The 15,659-nt window shown below is 67.2% G+C and carries 14 protein-coding genes and 1 tRNA gene; 7 read left to right on the forward strand and 8 right to left on the reverse strand.

Going from position 1 to position 15,659, the window contains the following annotated elements; all coding sequences use genetic code 11:
- Positions 1-31 precede the first annotated feature (31 nt).
- From VFB33_11780 to pcaF, 4 genes are all read left to right on the forward strand, one after another.
- Complete coding sequence (locus tag VFB33_11780) at positions 32-1,540, forward strand: amidohydrolase family protein (protein ID HZO82363.1); 1,509 nt, start codon at positions 32-34, stop codon at positions 1,538-1,540.
- Between the two features lie 43 nt (positions 1,541-1,583).
- Positions 1,584-3,047, forward strand: coding sequence for an amidohydrolase family protein (locus VFB33_11785; GenBank protein HZO82364.1), 1,464 nt, complete (start codon positions 1,584-1,586; stop codon positions 3,045-3,047).
- Between the two features lie 89 nt (positions 3,048-3,136).
- A complete protein-coding gene (locus VFB33_11790) occupies positions 3,137-4,075 on the forward strand; it encodes a dioxygenase (protein HZO82365.1) in 939 nt (312 codons plus the stop codon).
- Positions 4,076-4,100: 25 nt separating this feature from the next.
- Positions 4,101-5,303 (forward strand): 3-oxoadipyl-CoA thiolase, encoded by a 1,203-nt coding sequence (gene pcaF, locus VFB33_11795; protein HZO82366.1) that lies wholly within the window; start codon positions 4,101-4,103, stop codon positions 5,301-5,303.
- A gap of 169 nt (positions 5,304-5,472) precedes the next feature.
- Here pcaF and VFB33_11800 read toward each other — a convergent pair whose 3' ends face one another.
- A complete protein-coding gene (locus VFB33_11800; protein ID HZO82367.1) occupies positions 5,473-6,039 on the reverse strand; it encodes a hypothetical protein in 567 nt (188 codons plus the stop codon).
- A 205-nt stretch (positions 6,040-6,244) separates the two neighbouring features.
- Between VFB33_11800 and VFB33_11805 the strand changes: the two genes are divergently transcribed.
- Positions 6,245-7,351, forward strand: a complete 1,107-nt coding sequence (locus tag VFB33_11805) for an acetamidase/formamidase family protein (protein ID HZO82368.1) — start codon at positions 6,245-6,247, stop codon at positions 7,349-7,351.
- A 13-nt stretch (positions 7,352-7,364) separates the two neighbouring features.
- On the opposite strand, the gene VFB33_11810 is transcribed toward VFB33_11805, so the two are convergent.
- Positions 7,365-8,240, reverse strand: coding sequence for a class I SAM-dependent methyltransferase (locus VFB33_11810; protein HZO82369.1), 876 nt, complete (start codon positions 8,238-8,240; stop codon positions 7,365-7,367).
- Positions 8,241-8,482: 242 nt separating this feature from the next.
- Between VFB33_11810 and VFB33_11815 the strand changes: the two genes are divergently transcribed.
- Positions 8,483-9,424 carry an aldo/keto reductase gene (locus VFB33_11815; protein HZO82370.1) on the forward strand — a complete coding sequence of 314 codons (942 nt, stop codon included), beginning with the start codon at positions 8,483-8,485 and terminating at the stop codon, positions 9,422-9,424.
- A 15-nt stretch (positions 9,425-9,439) separates the two neighbouring features.
- Here the strand turns inward: VFB33_11815 and VFB33_11820 are convergent, their stop codons facing one another.
- The 3 genes from VFB33_11820 to VFB33_11830 form a co-directional block, all read right to left on the reverse strand.
- Positions 9,440-9,925 (reverse strand): gluconokinase, GntK/IdnK-type, encoded by a 486-nt coding sequence (locus tag VFB33_11820; protein ID HZO82371.1) that lies wholly within the window; start codon positions 9,923-9,925, stop codon positions 9,440-9,442.
- 55 nt (positions 9,926-9,980) lie between these two features.
- Positions 9,981-11,198 carry an MCT family MFS transporter gene (locus VFB33_11825; protein ID HZO82372.1) on the reverse strand — a complete coding sequence of 406 codons (1,218 nt, stop codon included), beginning with the start codon at positions 11,196-11,198 and terminating at the stop codon, positions 9,981-9,983.
- 202 nt (positions 11,199-11,400) lie between these two features.
- Positions 11,401-12,525 carry an LLM class flavin-dependent oxidoreductase gene (locus VFB33_11830; GenBank protein ID HZO82373.1) on the reverse strand — a complete coding sequence of 375 codons (1,125 nt, stop codon included), beginning with the start codon at positions 12,523-12,525 and terminating at the stop codon, positions 11,401-11,403.
- 183 nt (positions 12,526-12,708) lie between these two features.
- Here VFB33_11830 and VFB33_11835 point away from each other — a divergent pair, with 183 nt between their 5' ends.
- The gene (locus VFB33_11835) at positions 12,709-13,392 is read left to right on the forward strand and encodes an isoprenylcysteine carboxylmethyltransferase family protein (GenBank protein ID HZO82374.1); all 684 of its coding nucleotides are present in this window, start codon (positions 12,709-12,711) and stop codon (positions 13,390-13,392) included.
- Between the two features lie 195 nt (positions 13,393-13,587).
- On the opposite strand, the gene VFB33_11840 is transcribed toward VFB33_11835, so the two are convergent.
- The 3 genes from VFB33_11840 to VFB33_11850 form a co-directional block, all read right to left on the reverse strand.
- A tRNA-Leu gene (locus tag VFB33_11840) sits at positions 13,588-13,673 on the reverse strand.
- A gap of 121 nt (positions 13,674-13,794) precedes the next feature.
- Positions 13,795-14,052: an acyl carrier protein gene (locus VFB33_11845; GenBank protein HZO82375.1), complete on the reverse strand. Its 258-nt coding sequence runs from the start codon at positions 14,050-14,052 to the stop codon at positions 13,795-13,797.
- Positions 14,049-15,653 carry an amino acid adenylation domain-containing protein gene (locus tag VFB33_11850; GenBank protein HZO82376.1) on the reverse strand — a complete coding sequence of 535 codons (1,605 nt, stop codon included), beginning with the start codon at positions 15,651-15,653 and terminating at the stop codon, positions 14,049-14,051. Before VFB33_11850 ends, VFB33_11845 begins: the two co-directional genes overlap by 4 nt.
- Positions 15,654-15,659: the final 6 nt, after the last annotated feature.

A 15,659-nucleotide genomic window follows, 5' to 3' on the forward strand; every position in this document is an offset into this window, starting at 1 on the left:
CGTGACAGAGCCTCGAAGAGGGAGCAGTCAGATGAGCGCAGGCGACAACGATCCGTCGAGGTCGGCGCAGATCCGCGCGCGGCTTAACCATCCGGTGATTGACGCCGACGGCCATTGCACCGAATTCGAGCCCGCTTTCCTCGACTATCTCAGAGACGTCGGCGGCGCCGGGGTGGTCGAGCGCTACAAGGCGATCCCGGACAGCGGCTTCCGCTACACCTGGCATCAGATGAGCCCGCAGCAGCGCCTCGAACATCGCGCGCTCGCCTTTCGCCCGCTGTGGTGGGCGCATCCGAAGAAGAACACCCTCGACAACGCGACCACGACGATTCCGCGGCTCCATTACGAACGGATGGACGAGTTTGGAATCGACTTCGCGATCATTTATCCGAGTATCGGCCTGCTCGCGCCGCACATTTCGGACCAGGAGATTCGGCTCACCGCCTGCCGCGCCTTCAACAAGTTCAACGCCGACATCTACGCCGATTTCTCCGACCGCCTGACGCCGGTCGCGGTGATCCCTGCCAATACGCCGCAGGAGGCGCTCGACGAGCTCGACTACGCAGTGGGCGAGCGCAAGATGAAGGCGGTCCAGCTTCCCGCTTTTATCAACCGCCCCATCCCGGCCCTCGCGCGCAAGGCGCCCGAGATGGCCGGCTTCCTGACCTGGGTCGATAACCTGTGCGTGGACAGCGCGTACGACTACGACCCGGTGTGGGCGAAATGCCAGGAGCTGCGCGTCGCCCCCACCTTCCACACCGTTACGGTCGGGGTCGGCAGCCGCGCGACGCTCTCCAATTTCATGTTCAACTTCGTCGGCCACTTCGCCGCTTCGGCCGAGGTCATCTGCAAGGCGCTGCTGATCGGCGGCGTCACCCGCCGCTTCCCCAGGCTCAACTTCGCCTTCCAGGAGGCGGGCGTCGCTTGGGCGGTGCACCTGTACGGCGGGCTGCACATGGCGTGGGCGACGCACAACGTCGGGATGATTCGCGATCTCGATCCGGCCAATCTCGATCGCGCGATGTTCGAGGACCTCTGCCGCAAGCTCGGCGGGCCGCTCTATGCCGAGCGAGTGCATCGGCTGTGGCAGGGCGACGCCTCCGATCTGCTGCTGGGCACGCCCGAGGACGACAAGGACCTCGACGAATGGGCGCCCGCCGGCATCCGCACCGCCGACGACCTCCGCGAACGCTTCGTCCCGCACTTCTACTTCGGATGCGAGGGCGAAGACCTGCTCAACGTGCTCGCTTTCCGCAATCCGTTCGGATGTCGCTTCAATGCGGTTTTCGGTTCCGACATCGGCCATTTCGACGTCCACGATCAACGCGAGGCGGCGGCCGAGGCCTACGAGCTGGTCGAAAAAGGGCTGATCAGCGCGGACGACTACCGCGAGCTGGTGTTTGCCAATCCGGTCAGGCTGCATGGCGGCGTCAACCCGGACTTTTTCAAGGGCACGCGGGTTGAGCGCGACGCCGCGCGGCTGCTCGCCGCTCCGCGCGCCGGCGAGGGCGCTCAGGCGGCCGCGGGCGGAGCACGCTGAGCGCGCATCCGCTCGTCGCGGGCGGAGGGTTGGAGAGCGAGTTATGAGCACGGCTGAAGCGCGGATGACAAAATCGGCGGCGATTCGCGCCCGGCTCAAGCATCCGATCATCGACTCCGACGGCCACATCGCCGAGTTCGAGCCGGCGTTTTTCGACTATCTCAAAGAGGCCGGCGGGGCGCGGCTGGTCGAGCGGTTCAAGGCGATGGACGGGCCGTACCGCTTCGGATGGTACACTCTCACCCCCGAGGAGCGCCTGCGCACGCGCAAGCCGCGGCCCGGCTGGTGGCTGCATCCGACGCGCAACGCGCTCGACCGCGCCGCCTCCTCGATGCCTCGCCTGCTCCATCGGCGGCTCGACCAGATGGGGCTCGACTTCACGATCATCTATCCGAGCATAGGAATGTTCGCGCTCCACCTGGGCGACGAGGAGATGCGCCGCGCGGCCTGCCGCGCGTTCAACAGTCTCCAGGCCGACATCTTTCGCGAATACGCGGACCGGATGACGCCGGTCGCGACCGTCCCGATGCATACGCCGCAGGAGGCGATCGAAGAGCTCGAGCACGTGGTCAAGACGCTCCGGCTCAAGGCCGTGCTGATGCCGGCGTTCGTGCGCCGGCCGATCCCCGCGCTTGCCGAGGAACATCCGCAAGCGAGCCGCTGGGCCTTCTGGCTCGACACCTTCGGCATCGACAGCGCCTACGACTACGACCCGGTATGGGCGAAGTGCCTGGAGCTGAGAGTCGCGCCGAGCTTCCATTCGCCGACCGCCGGGATGGGGATGCGGGCGTCGCTGTCGAACTCGATGTACAATCACATCGGCCATTTCGCGGCTTCCAACGAGGCCGTGTGCAAGTCGCTGATTTTGGGCGGCGTCACGCGCCGCTTCCCGAACCTGCGCTTCGCGTTTCTCGAAGGCGGCGTGGGATGGGCCTGCACGCTGCTCGGCGAGCTGGTCGGCCACTGGGAGAAGCACAATCTCGAGGCGCTGGCGAACGTCGATCCGGCAAGCCTCGATCGCGAGGAAATCGGCCGCCTGCTGCGCGAGTACGGCGGCGATTATGGAAGCGAGCGGATCGAGCGATGGGAGCGCGAGCGTTCGCATCTGCTGTGGGGCGGGCCGGAGGAGCGTGCCAATCTCGACGAGTGGGCGCGTGCCGGCATCGTGCGCAAGGAGGACATTCGCGAGCTCTTCGTGCCGAAGTTCTACTTCGGATGCGAGGGCGACGACCGCATGACCGCGCTCGCCTTCGATACCAAAAAGAACGCCTTCGGCGCGCGGCTCAACGCGATCTACAGTTCCGACCTCGGCCACTGGGACCTGCCCAATATGTGCGACGCCGCCGCCGAGGCCTGGGAGCTGGTCGAGCGCGAACTGCTCAGCGAGGACGATTTTCGCGATTTCGTCTTCGCCAATGCCGTACGCGCGAAAACCGCGGTGAACCCCGATTTCTTCAAGGGCACGATCGTCGAGGGCGCAGTCAATTCCCTGCTCGCGAACGCTTGAGACATTTTTCGATCAAACCGCCGGCTCCTTCCGGGAAGGCGGCGGGGATTGGATCGCCTCGAGCGCCAATTCGGAGCGCAAAGGTTCTCATGAAAACCCTCACCCAAAGCAATCTCACCGCGGCGGCGCTTGCGCGCCTGCGCCACGCGCCGGATGCGCGGATGAAAGAGATAATGTCCGCGCTCATCCGCCACGCCCACGGTTTCGTGCGCGAAGTCGAATTGAACCCGCAGGAATGGAAGGCCGGGATCGACTTCCTGACCGCGGTTGGCCGTATCACCGACGACCGGCGCCAGGAATTCATCCTGCTCTCCGATACGCTCGGCATCAGCGCGATGGTCGATCTGGTCACGCACACGCGCGAGGCGGCGCGCGCCACCGACTCCAGCCTGCTCGGGCCGTTCTACCGTGAAGGCGCTCCGGAAAGGCCGCTGGGGGCGAGCATCGCGGGCGACACTCCTGGCGAGTCCATCATCGTGCGCGGCCGGGTGACCGATCCGCGCGGCCGCGCGCTTGCGGGCGCGACGGTTGACGTATGGCAGGCCGCCCCGAGCGGCAAGTACGACATCCAGGACCCCAGCCAGCCGGACATGAATCTGCGCGGCAGGTTCCGGACCGACGCGCAAGGCCGCTACGAATTCCGTTCGGTCAAGCCGCGGAGCTATCCAGTGCCCGACGACGGTCCGGTGGGCGTGCTGCTGCGCGCGCAGGGACGCCATCCGTACCGTCCGGCCCATATCCACTTCATCATCAGCGCCGACGGGTATCGACAACTGATTACCGCACTGTATATCGCCGGCGATTCCTACATTGATTCCGATGCGGTATTCGGAGCGAAGCAGTCGCTCACCGTCGGCTATCGCAAGAGCCGCGGGGCCGGCGCAAATGGTGCCGGGCCGGACGCGCTCGAATTTGATTTCGCGCTCGCGCCGGTTACAGGCGAGCCGCGCGCGCGTCCGCGCCGGGCCCGCGCAGGCGCCGCCCGCGCGCGCCGGAGGCCGGTCAGGCGGCGAATGAGAAGTGCCTAGGGCGCCTGGTCTCGGAGGAGAAATGATGGCGGAAGCTTTCATCTGCGACGGCGTGCGGACGCCGATCGGACGCTACGCGGGAGCGCTGTCCGGCGTGCGCACCGACGATCTTGCGGCGATTCCGATTCGGACCCTGATTGAGCGCAATCCCGCGATCGACTGGAAGCGCGTTGACGACGTGATCCTCGGCTGCGCCAACCAGGCCGGCGAAGACAATCGCAACGTCGCGCGGATGGCTGCACTGCTGGCCGGCTTGCCGGTGGAGGTCAGCGGCGCGACCGTCAACCGGCTGTGCGGCTCGGGGATGGAGGCGGTGGTCGCGGCGGCGCGCGCGATCCGGGTCGGCGAGGCCGACCTGATGATAGCCGGGGGCGTCGAGAGCATGTCGCGCGCGCCATTCGTTATGCCCAAGGCGGCGGCGGCTTTCGCGCGCACGGCCGAAATCTATGACACAACGATCGGATGGCGCTTCATCAATCCGGCGATGAAACAGCTTTACGGCGTGGATTCGATGCCGGAGACCTCGGACAACGTGGCCGCCGAGTTCGAGATCGCGCGCGCCGATCAGGACGCCTTCGCCTGGCGTAGCCAGATGCGGGCCAAGCGGGCACAGGCGGCGGGCCGCTTTGCCGAGGAGATCGTGCCGGTCAAGGTCGCGCAGCGGCGCGCGATGGTCACGGTGAGCGTGGACGAGCATCCGCGCTCCGATGCCACCCTCGAAGCGCTGGCCAGGCTGCCCGCGCTGTTCGGTCCGAAAAGCTCGGTGACGGCCGGCAACGCGTCGGGTGTCAACGACGGCGCGTGCGCGATGATTGTGGCTTCGGAAGCGGCGGTGAAGGAATACGGACTTACGCCGCGGGCACGCGTGGTGGCTGCGGCGACCGCCGGGGTGCCGCCGCGGATCATGGGTGTCGGGCCCGCTCCGGCCTCGCGCAAGGCGCTCGCGCGGGCCGGGCTCGAGCTGCGCGACATCGAAGTGATCGAGCTCAACGAGGCGTTCGCGGCGCAGTCGCTGGCCGTTCTGCGCCAGCTCGGCCTGGCCGACGACGCCGAGCACGTCAACCCCAACGGCGGTGCGATTGCGCTCGGCCATCCGCTGGGCATGAGCGGCGCGCGGCTGGTGCTGACCGCGGTCCATGAACTGGTAAACCGCAAGGCGCGCTATGCGCTGTGCACGATGTGCATCGGGGTGGGGCAGGGGATCGCCTCAATCATCGAGCGGGTCTGAGCGCCGGAAAGGAGCGGAAAATGGTGTCCGCATCGGAGCTCAAATTCTACTTTATGCATTTCATGCCCTAGGTCTATCTGCCGCAGGATTATCGGGATCACACCCAGGTACCCTGATGTGGGTCGGCTTTTCCAACGGGTATTACGATCCCGCCAAAGGGCGCGCGCGTCTAAAGGCCGCCCAGCGCTCCCGCCACCTTGTCGACGAATACCGAGTACAACGAATACTCGAAGGCGAACGCCGCCGTCGCAAGGATCAACACTGCCAGCCCGACGACCAGCAGCGCGCCCGTCCTTGCGCGCGGGATGTGTTCCAGTTGCCCGGGCAGCGCTTTGACGATGAGCGCGATGTCCTCGTACATCGGGCGGTAGGCGTCGCGGACCTCGGTAATCATTCGGCCGCGGATCTCGCCCGGGTTCGCAGCATTCTCGCCCGAGAAATTGAGGATCTCCTCGAACTGATTGAGCGCCTGCTCGGCGTCGTCGGCGACAATCTTGAGGTACTCCGACGGGATCTGGCGCAGGTCCTGCCCGGCCAGTTGATGGAATAACTCCAGCGTGCGCTCGAAGTAGGGCAGGCCGCCGCGGAAGCTCTGTGTGGAGCGCGGCGGATGCACAAGGTCTTTCGGCTTGAGCGCCGCCAGCCGCGCCAGCGCGCGGTCCAGCCGCCTGCGCGTCGCCCGCTCGGCGTCGACCACTTCGGAACTCGGACTGTTGCTTTCGGAGGTGTCGATCATGGCGGAGGCCTCGTCAGGGATAGGGGGGTGGTTTCTCGAGTCATCAGCAATGCACTTAAGATGCCAGCCCACTGCCCTGATTTGCTTAGGCGAGCGCTGATACGCCGGACGGCCGATTGCTCCCTTCGGAGCCAAACTCGCCTTTTCGCTCTTGGAATCGCGCCGCCAAATGCTACGGTTGGCGCGCAGGAGGCGACATTGGGCGATGAAGAGCATCAACCTTGACTACGGCCTGCGCTGCGCCGACGAGCCCGCCAAGAACCACAACCGCTGGCATCACGCGATCGCGCCCGCCCTCGAAGCCGAGCCGGGCGAGGAGGTCGAACTGGAAACCCGTGACGCCCTCGACGGCCAGGTCACGGCAGCCAGCAAGGCCGAGGATCTGCTGCGGCTCGATATGAATGTGGTCCATCCGCTGACCGGCCCGGTGTACGTCAAGGGCGCGCAGCCGGGCGATCTGCTCGAAGTCGAGATCGTCGAAGTCAGGCCCGCCGCCTTCGGCTTCACGGTGCAGATTCCGGGCTTCGGCTTCCTGCGCGACGAGTTTCCCGATCCTTACGTCGTCAAGTGGAAGATCGCCGAAGGATGGGCGACCTCCGACGACCTGCCCGGCGTACGTATCCCCGACGGCTCCTTCATGGGGACGATCGGCGTGGCGCCGTCCGAGGAGTTGCGCCGCGCGATGCTGCGGCGGGAGGAGGCGTTGCGCGAACGGGGCGGCTTCGTCCTGCCGCCGGAGCGCACGGGCGCGGTGCCCGCGCGCGAGCCGATAGCCTCGCAGGGGCTGCGCACGATCCCGCCGCGCGAGAACGGCGGCAATCTCGACATCAAGCAGCTCAGCGCGGGCGCGCGCCTCTTGCTGCCGGTGTTCGTGCCGGGTGCGTTGTTCTCGGTCGGCGACGCGCATTTCGCTCAGGGCGACGGCGAGGCCTGCGGCACGGCGATCGAGATGCGCGCCGCGATCATGGTCAAGTTCGCGCTGCGCCGGGGCGAGGCCGCGCGCCGCGGAATCCGCTTTCCGCGCTTCGAGCGCGACAGCTACTTCGGGCCGCCCGAGCTGGCGGCGCCGCGACGCTTCGTTGCCACCACCGGAATGTGCGTGCGCGACGGCGTCAACGAGTCGGAGAACGCGACGCTTGCCGCGCACGCCGCGCTGATGAACATGGTCGGGCTGCTGATGGAACGCGGATGGACGCGGCAACAGGCCTATGCGATTTGCAGCGTGGCGGCCGACCTGCGCCTGAGCGAGGTCGTTGACGTGCCGAACTTCGTGGTGTCGGCGCTCCTGCCGCTGGACATTTTCGAGGAATAGCGCGGCCCGCGCTTCAGCGGCTCGCAGCTCGGCGGGCGTCTGAACACGGTACCACTTTGAGATTCATCTCGGGCTTGCGAATCAGTCCCAGCCGCCGCAGAAGGTAGCGATAGCGCCAGCGCCGATGCCGCGCCAGCACGCGCGAGCGCGCCCTGAGGAACTTCTCGCCAAATCGCTGTTGGTCGCGCGCCACCGGCTCGACCACGTATGCCCGGAGCAACGGCTGCTCGCCTGTGCCCGCGGGGTATTCGCTGTGAAACCGGTAGCCCAGATGTCGTTCGGCAAATGCGCATACGCGCTTGATGTCGTCGAACCATACGTCGTCAAGCACGACGATTGCGCCTGGCTTCAACAGCGGATGGAGCAGCCACAGATCGCAGAAGACATTTGAGTAGTGATGGCCGCCGTCGACGAAGGCGAAATCGAAGGTTCTCCCAACCAGTTCCGACAGCGCGGCGATCGAGGTCTGCGCGCGGAACTCGATTGCGGGTTCCGCTCCCGCGCGCCGGATCGCCAGCAGCGCCGCGTTGCGGTAGCGGGCGCCCTGAAGGGGATCGATGACGACGTGGGGCCGGAAGTGGCGTTTTCCCTCGGCCAGCACGCTCAGGATCGCCAGCGTTGACATTCCCCACGCCATCCCGATTTCCAGCGTTGCTGCGGGCGCGGCCGCCGCGCCCGCGGCTTCAAGAAAGGCCGCGCGTTCGGGAGTCACGCTGTCGGGGAAAATTTCATAGCATCGGCCATCGTGGCCTTCGACATATCCCTGCGAGTAGGCTCGACGGATCTGCTCGCGCAGCGCGCCGGCAAGCGCGGGCCCCGGTGCGATCAACCCCGCTTGCGGGCGCGTGTCGCCGCTTGCCTCTACCGACAGGCCGTCCACAGGTTTCATCGCGGCTGCCATGATACATGCGCGACGGCATGCATTGCCAAGCGACGAACGCGGTCTCGATCGCCGCCGCGCCTGCGCTTTGGCGAAGCGCAACTCCACCTGCGGTTGGCGTTGCTTACGCACACGGAAGTTGTCGGCGATCGCCGCAGCCGTTGGCGGACGCGGTGATGCCGATGCACAATGAACAGGCCGCCGGCCATGGTTGAAAACTCGCCGCCGGCCGCGCGAAAGAGGGCCGCATCGTGGAATATCGTTCGCTGGGAAACTCCGGGCTCAAAGTTTCGGTCGTCGGTTTGGGATGCAACAACTTCGGCGCGCGCTGCGACGCCGAGCGCACCCGCGCCATCGTCCATCGCGCGCTCGACGAAGGCGTCACGTTTTTCGACACCGCCGACATGTACGGCAACCGCGGCGGCTCCGAGGAGCTGCTCGGAAGATCGCTGGGCAGCCGGCGCTCCGAGGTCGTCGTCGCGAGCAAGTTCGGCTGGGAGATGGGCGACGGACCGTACCTGCGCGGCGCCTCCCGCCGCTATGTGATGCGGGCGTGCGAGGCGAGCCTGCGCCGGCTCGGCACCGACTATATCGACCTCTACCAGCTCCACAAGTTCGACTCCGAGACGCCCCAGGAGGAGACGCTCGAAGCGCTCGCCGACCTCGTCCATGCGGGCAAGGTGCGCTACATCGGGTGCAGCAACTTCGCCGCCTGGCAGCTCGCCGAGGCGCTCGGGATCTCGCGCGAACGCGGACTGCCCGCCTACATCTCGGCGCAGAACGAGTACAGCCTGCTCGAGCGCCGTATCGAGAGCGAGCTAATCCCGGCCTGCCGTCACTTCAACGTGGGCATCCTGCCGTTCTTTCCCCTGGCGAGCGGCTTCCTGACTGGCAAGTACCGCCAGGGCGCCGAGCCGCCCAAGGGCACGCGGATGGCCTCGATGCAGGCGATCGCGACGCGCACGCTGACCGAGGGAAATTTCGCTATCCTCGCCCGGCTGGAGGAGTTCGTGCGCCGGTGCGGCCATACCCTGGTCGAGCTCGCGATGTCGTGGCTGGCGATGCAGCCGCAGGTCTCCAGCGTGATCGCCGGCGCCACCAGCCCCGAGCAGCTCAGCGAGAACGTCAGAGCGGTGCAGTGGAGACTGAGCGCCGAGGAGCTTGCCGAAGTGGACAAGCTCACCCGCCGCTAAGCGGAAGCCCCGGGCTTAGAGGCCGAAGCCGGTTCGGATCGCATCAGCCACCCGCTCGGGCGCCGCCGTCGCGTCCACCGTCAGCGCGTCGGCCGGCTCCTCCAGGATGGTGAACTGGCTGGCGAGCAGATGCGGGTCAAAGAAGTGGCCCGTGCGACGCGCAAGGCGCTCGGCAAGCTGTTCGCGTGACACTTTGAGAAAGACCAGCCTGACCCGCCTCGGATCGGCGACGATCTCATTGCGATAAGCCCGTTTGAGCGCCGAGCACGCGACGATCGCGTTGCGCCCTTCGGCAAGACATCGCTTGACCAGCGAATGCACGGCGCGCAGCCACGGGCGGCGATCCTCGTCGGTCAACGCGACGCCGGCGCGCATTTTTTCCTTGTTGCACGCGGGGTGGAGGTCGTCGGCGTCATGAAACTCCCATCCGAGCCGCGCGGCCAGGATGCGTCCGACCGTCGTTTTACCGGCGCCCGCAACTCCGGTGAGGATTATCACCATCGCCGTGATTCATAGCGCGCCGGCGCCGCGCGTGCAGCGAGGCGCTGCGCCGCGCTCAGTCGGCCTCGGCCAGCGCCTGCTTTGCGGTCTCCGCTCGGGTCGCTGCTCCCCGAGGCCTGAGCGCCAGTAATATCAGCAGGCCGATGAGCGTCGTTCCGATCGTGAACAGGATTCCCAGCCGGTAGCTCGAAGTGTAGTCGATAATCGCGCCGACGATCGGCGGCCCGGTGAGCTGGGTGAGCGCACTGCTGGTGTACAGCGTTCCCAGCACGGTTCCCATCCCGCCGATCCCGAATAGCTCAGCGACCACCGCCGGCGTCAGCGCGACGTACCCGCCGTAGGTCCCGCCCACCGCGAGCGCGAACAGCACCATCATCGAGTAGGTGCGCCCGGCGCCAAGCCAGATCAAGTACGACATTCCCAGCGCGAGCACCATCGCCTGGTACAAGCGGATAAGTCCGACCCGATCGGCGAGCGTGCCCAATCCGACGCGCCCGATCATGCTGGTCAGCCCGATGAAGCTGATGAGCGAGGCGGCAACCACTTCGCTCAGCCCCTGGTCGCGCGCGTACACCGGCAGAAAAACGAATGGAATCGCCGTTGCGACGTTGGTCAGCGCCGAACCGATATAGAGCACGATGAAGTTCGGCTCGCGGATGAAGCGCCTGATTTGCGGGCGCGCGATGTGCTGCGGGCCGGCGGGCGGCCGTTTCGACAGCGCCGCGCACACCATCAGCAGCACGGTCGTCGCGGCGCCCAGCACCGCGTACGAGTTGCGCCATCCGATATGCTCGATGAGCTCGCCCGACACCGGCGGAATCGCAAGCGTGCCGGCGCCGATGCCCGACACCGCCACGCCGAGCGCGGTGTTGCGGCGCCGGTAGAACCAGCCGGCGACCACCGCGAGCAGCGGCACGTAGCAGCATGACACGCCGATACCGACGCCGAGCCCGTAGCTGACATAGGCGTACCACAGCGCAGGGATTCGCGAGGTCAGGAACAACCCGGTGCCCATCACGATCGCGCCGGTGGCGACCACCGGACGCGGGCCGAAGCGGTCGGTCAGGTAGCCGGTCAGCGGCCCCAGCAAAAAGTACAGGCAGGAAGTGATCGCGAAGATCGCCGAGGTTGCCTCGCGCGTGGCGCCGAACTCCGCCGCCATCGGTTTGAAGAACGCGCCGAAGCTGTAGGCGACGCCGAACAGCGTGAAGCACGACAGGAAGCCGGCGGCGACCGTTACCCATGCGCGCGGCGAGTCGAGCTGATCAGACATGCGGCGTCACTATAGGCGATGCGGGATCGGCTTGCGAGAAAAGCCGCGCGCCGTCTTTCCAGGACGTCTGCTTATTGAGCGAATCGCGCATCCTTGCGCAGCAGCGACGCGCGGCAGTGACAAAAGCCGCCGCGGAAAAATCGAAGGGGGCGGGACCCTGGCGGGCCGCCCCCTTCGAAGTCAGGACGTTTGCGCCGCGCGCTCAGGCCGCTTGGGCGCTCGAGCTGGCGAGGGCCAGCGGCGCGGGCTCCGGCAGCGGCGCGGTCTTCCATTTCTTGAGCTCGGGCATCACGTACTCGGCGAAGCACTTCATGTTGCGTTCGGCCTCGTCGAACGGCATCCCGGCGTAGCTGAGGTTGGCCATGATGCCGTTCATGTCCACCACCTCGCGCATGTAGGCGAGCTTCTCGAGCACCTGCTCGGGCGTGCCGAACGGCATCAGGCTGGCGAAGCTCTTGGCCGCGCCCTCCATCCCGTGGCGCGCGATGTACTTGCCGATGCCGCTGTAGAACTCGTAACTCTTGTGCTGGCCGAACCGCTCCGAGGTCATCTCGTAATGCTTCATCGCCGTGTAGTAGTAGTCGGTGATGTACTTCATCCCGAGCTCCTCGGCGCGCCGGCGATCCTTGTCCACGAAGAAGAAGCCGCCGCACAGCGGACGCGGCGGTTCGGTGCCGCCGTTAACCTCGCGCCAGACGTTGTGGTAAACCTCGAAGTCCTTTTTCACCGCGTCCCACGGCTTCTGCGGGATGATCAGGATCCCGGCGCCCAGACGCGCCATGATCGGCATCGACTCCGGCGACACCGCCGCCGCGTAGGTGCGGCCGCGGAACGAGCGCGCGGGCAAGGGGCGGATTTCGCGCCGCGGCTGATTGGTGTGGCGCCCGCCCTCCATGTAGCCTTTCTCGAGCGCGTTGAGGATCAGCTCGGCGTACTCGACGAACAGCGCGCGCCCCTCGTTCTGGTCGAGGCGGAAGCCCTCGTACTCGATCCGCGCCAGGCCGCGGCCGAGGCCGAGGATGAAGCGGCCGTTGGAGAGATGGTCGAGCACCGAGATCTGTTCGGCGACCCGGATCGGATCGTGCCACGGCAGGACCACGACCATCGAGCCGAGCTTGGCGGTTTTGGTGCGCCCGGCCATGTAGGTCAGAAACTGCAGCACGTCCGGACACATCGTGTAGTCGTCGAAGTGATGCTCGACCGACCACACCGAGTCGAAGCCGAGCGGCTCGGCCATCTCGGCCATCCGCACCTCGTAATGGTAAACCTCGGCGTCGGAGCGGGCGTTGTTGGGATTTTGGAAGGCGACTCCGTAGCCTATATGCATGACATCCTCCTGCGCGATGACGCCGTTGTATGAGATTTGCGGCCGTCGCGCGCCGGGTATGGCCGGTCGTGCCATCTCGGGCCGCGGCGTCGATTCTCTTTTAGCCCAGCCCCGCCCCTCTTTCCAGCGCGGCGGGCGGCCCGTCAGGCGCGTGCGGCAGCGTCCGCCGCGAGGGGGAAACCGATGCTCGGCCTTAAGCTCGCCCTCGCCGTAATCATCGAGTTCGCCGTCTTCGCCGGCCTGCTGTTCGGTCCCGCGGGCACGCTTCGATGGTGGCGCGCGTGGCTGCTGCTGGGCGTGTTCTTCGGATGCGCCGCGGCGACGCTCGGCTGGGTTCTGCGCGACAGAACGGACCTGCTCAACGAGCGGCTGAGGCTGCCATTCCAAGCGGGGCAACCGCGGGCGGACAAAATCCTGATGCCGATTCTGCTTGTGGCGTTCGTCGGATGGCTCGTCTTCATCCCGCTCGATGTCTTTCGCTTTCGGTTACTCGGCCGGCCGGGCCCGCTCGTCTCATCGCTGGGGCTGGTGCTGGTGTTCGTCGGATGGTGGCTCGAGGCGCTCGCGATGCGGGAGAATCCGTTCGCGATCGCGGTCGTGCGCCATCAGCCCGAACGGCATCAGACGGTGATCGACAGCGGCATCTATGGCGTGGTGCGGCATCCGATGTACGCGGGCGCGATTCCGCTGTTCGTGGGGATGGCGCTGTGGCTGGAGTCGTACGCGGGCGTAGTCCTCGCCGCGGTGCCGAGCGCCGTGCTGGTGGTGCGGACGCTGATCGAGGAGCGCCTGCTGCGGCGCGAGCTGCAAGGCTACGCCGCCTACGCCGAACGCGTCCGCTACCGGCTGATCCCGCTGGTCTGGTGAGTGGACAACCGGTGCGGCCGCCGGCGTCGAGAGCCCATGCGCACCACCCCGCGCTCCGCAATGCATCGTCGCCCCGACTAGCCCCGGTTATTCAGGCTGATCGAGGGTTTATCGCGGCATCGCGGCCGGTGACGGGCAACTCCTTCGCGCATCCCCGCAACAAGCCCCAAGACCTTCATTCCAGTCAGGAATTCTTGGTGCCGAGGGCGGGACTTGAACCCGCATGTGGTTGCCCACGGAGGATTTTGAGTCCTCTGCGTCTGCCGTTTCGCCACCTCGGCACCGCGCGCGCCGCAGCCCGGCGCGCTGCGAGCGGCAGGGCCGATCTTGCCAGAGCCGGGCGCGCGCTCTCAAGCGATGATACAGGCGTTGCGACGACGGCGAACGGCCCTACGAGGGAGGTCAGCGGCGGCGCAGACGCTCGACCAGACGCGCGATCGCGCGCACGCTCTCGAAATGCTCGGGCAGCACCTGGTCGTCTGGAATCGCGACGTCGAAAGTGGCCTCACAGAAGGCCACTGTGCGCGCGATCGCGATCGAGTCGTACGCTTTGCGCCCGAGCAGCAAATCGTCGGCGCCGAGCTCGGCTACGTCCGACCCGTTGAAGATCTGCCCAACGAGGAAGCTGCGAATCGCGCTTTCCAGCGGGCCGCGCTTCATCGGGTTGCCTTCATTCGCGTCGCCGCCGACTCCATCAGCGCACTCCGATCGATCTTGCCGTTGCTGTTGAGCGGTAGGCGGGAGTGGAATTCAATCACCTCCGGGATCATGTACGAGGGCAGGAGCGCCGCGCAGTGCCGCTTGAGCGCCGCCTCGTCGGCCGCCGCGCCCGAGCGCAACGCGACCGCCGCCGCGAGCCGTTGCCTGCCGTCGCCGCCCGCAACCACGAGCGCGACGGCCTGCTCGACGGCATCGTGGCGGCCGAGCGCGGACTCGACCTCGCCCAGCTCGACGCGGTAGCCGCGCAGCTTGATCTGGTGGTCTCGGCGGCCGACAAACTCGAGCACACCGTCGGGGCCCCATCGCACAAGGTCGCCGGTGCGGCAAATCAGCGTCCGCCGGCCCGGCGCGACTTCGATGGTGCGCATTGATTCGGCGGTCTGCGCGGGCAGCTTCCAGTACCCGCGCATCAGCGACGGGCCGCCCAGCCACAGCTCGCCGGTCTGACCGTCGCCGACCGGCCGGCCTCTCTCGTCGAGCACCAGCGCAATTGATTCCGCGCAGGGCCGGCCGAGCGGCGGGCGTTCGTCGTCCGCGGGCGGCTTGCCGAACTCATGCCACGCGCAGATCTTGGTTTCGGTCCGCCCGTAGAGCGAGACGAAGCGCGCATGCGGCGCGCGGCGCATCAGCTCGCGCAGATGCTTGGCCGCGAAGACCTCGCCGGTGAAGATCACCAGGCGCAACGGCGAAAGGTCGCATCCGGCAAGCTCGCCCCGCGTGACCAGCATCGTGAGCAGGCTCGGCACCGCGTACCACACGGTCAGGCGCTGCGCGCTCCAGGTCCGCGCGATCGCCGCTGGAAAGGCCGCGGTACGCGGCGCGACCGGATAGACCGTCGCGCCCGCATGGACGGTCGAGAACTGCTCGAAGCTCGAGATGCCGAAGTGCAGCGGACTGCATCCGGGCACCCGGTCTTCGAGCGAGAGGGCGAAGGTGTCGCTGATCCATCGCACGTAGGCGAGCAGGCTGCGATGCGGGACCATCACGCCCTTGGGCGCGCCGGTCGAGCCCGACGTGTACAGGATCTGCGCGAGGTCTTCGGGATCCACGGCCTGGGCGGGGCGCGCGGCGGGCTCGGCGTCGAGCTCGCGCCACGCGATCGCGGGACGCCCGGCGAAGCGCTGGCGCCCGCCGCCGTCGCTCTCCGCGAACCACGCGGCACGAATCGGCGCATTATCGCCAAAAGCCGCTTCCAGCTCTTCCGCGCGCGCCGCCAGGGTGACCACTGCGGCGACCTCGCAGTCGCGCGCGACCGCCGCCGCGCGCGCGGGTGGTGCCGCGGGATCGATCGGAACGTACGCGGCGCCCGCCTTCATCGCGCCCCACAGCGCGACCACCGCCTCGGCCGAGCGCGGCAGCCACAGCGCGACGCGCTCGCCACGCCCGATCCCGTGGCGCATCAGCGAACGCGCGAAGCGATTGGCGCGGAGCTCGAGCTCGGCGAAGGTCATCAGCTCGTCGTCGCTCGCCAGCGCGAGGCGCGCGCCATGGCGCTCGGCGGTTTCGCTCAGGAGGTCGGGAACAACGTTCGGGATGCTCATCGATGC

It is taken from the genome of Candidatus Binataceae bacterium (assembly GCA_035650475.1).
Lineage (GTDB): Bacteria > Desulfobacterota > Binatia > Binatales > Binataceae > JAKAVN01.

Excerpts from the sequence above, each read along its gene's own strand:
- VFB33_11790 (HZO82365.1), top strand. The coding sequence starts at position 3,137 with ATGAAAACCCTCACCCAAAGCAATCTCACCGCGGCGGCGCTTGCGCGC.
- VFB33_11835 (HZO82374.1), top strand. The coding sequence starts at position 12,709 with ATGCTCGGCCTTAAGCTCGCCCTCGCCGTAATCATCGAGTTCGCCGTC.
- VFB33_11800 (HZO82367.1), bottom strand. The coding sequence starts at position 6,039 with ATGATCGACACCTCCGAAAGCAACAGTCCGAGTTCCGAAGTGGTCGAC.
- VFB33_11810 (HZO82369.1), bottom strand. The coding sequence starts at position 8,240 with ATGAAACCTGTGGACGGCCTGTCGGTAGAGGCAAGCGGCGACACGCGC.
- pcaF (HZO82366.1), top strand. The coding sequence starts at position 4,101 with ATGGCGGAAGCTTTCATCTGCGACGGCGTGCGGACGCCGATCGGACGC.
- VFB33_11780 (HZO82363.1), top strand. The coding sequence starts at position 32 with ATGAGCGCAGGCGACAACGATCCGTCGAGGTCGGCGCAGATCCGCGCG.
- VFB33_11805 (HZO82368.1), top strand. The coding sequence starts at position 6,245 with ATGAAGAGCATCAACCTTGACTACGGCCTGCGCTGCGCCGACGAGCCC.
- VFB33_11830 (HZO82373.1), bottom strand. The coding sequence starts at position 12,525 with ATGCATATAGGCTACGGAGTCGCCTTCCAAAATCCCAACAACGCCCGC.
- VFB33_11845 (HZO82375.1), bottom strand. The coding sequence starts at position 14,052 with ATGAAGCGCGGCCCGCTGGAAAGCGCGATTCGCAGCTTCCTCGTTGGG.
- VFB33_11825 (HZO82372.1), bottom strand. The coding sequence starts at position 11,198 with ATGTCTGATCAGCTCGACTCGCCGCGCGCATGGGTAACGGTCGCCGCC.
- VFB33_11850 (HZO82376.1), bottom strand. The coding sequence starts at position 15,653 with ATGAGCATCCCGAACGTTGTTCCCGACCTCCTGAGCGAAACCGCCGAG.
- VFB33_11785 (HZO82364.1), top strand. The coding sequence starts at position 1,584 with ATGAGCACGGCTGAAGCGCGGATGACAAAATCGGCGGCGATTCGCGCC.
- VFB33_11820 (HZO82371.1), bottom strand. The coding sequence starts at position 9,925 with ATGGTGATAATCCTCACCGGAGTTGCGGGCGCCGGTAAAACGACGGTC.